Origin of the sequence: Pseudomonas sp. 67(2021), assembly GCF_017491835.1 — a bacterium.
GTDB lineage: Bacteria > Pseudomonadota > Gammaproteobacteria > Pseudomonadales > Pseudomonadaceae > Aquipseudomonas > Aquipseudomonas atacamensis.
The window spans coordinates 1-503 of record NZ_JAFGYL010000071.1; the positions used below are offsets into that span (position 1 = coordinate 1).

Consider the following 503-nt stretch of genomic DNA (forward strand, 5'->3'; position numbering starts at 1 on the left):
GCTGCTGACCGTGTACGTACTCAATCTGGAGAACGGCCTGCCGTCGCCGGGCATCAACGTGACGCTGGAAAGTCATGTCGGCCAGGACTGGCAGCCGCTGGCGCAGGGCACCACCAATGAACAGGGGCGTATTGCCGAGCTGTTCCCGGCGAACAAGCCGTTCGAGGCGGGTGAATCTCGGGCGGTGTTTAAGACCGGCGAGTACTTCGAGAAGACGAAGCACGAGACGTATTTTCCGGAAATTCCGGTGATTTTCAAAGTAAAGCAGACGGATCAGCACTATCACATTCCGCTGCTGCTGAGCCCGTATGGCTTCTCGACCTATCGCGGTTCGTAGGCCTCATGCAACCGCCCCATTGGAGCGAGCGGACTCACTCCAATGGGGATGATTGGAACTTACGCGTCGTCGACCTTGAAATCGAAAATGCGCGTAAAAGGCGATCTCTCACGATTATTCGTCTGGAACGCAACTGCGGAGTAGAAACGTACATCCAGCTTAGAAT

The 503-nt window shown here is 55.7% G+C and carries 1 protein-coding gene; it reads left to right on the plus strand.

Annotation, left to right across the window (positions count from 1 at the left end; translation table 11 throughout):
• Position 1: 1 nt before the first annotated feature.
• On the plus strand, positions 2 to 337 hold the full coding sequence (gene uraH / locus J5M66_RS26560; protein ID WP_243433552.1) for a hydroxyisourate hydrolase: 336 nt from the start codon (positions 2 to 4) through the stop codon (positions 335 to 337).
• Positions 338 to 503: the final 166 nt, after the last annotated feature.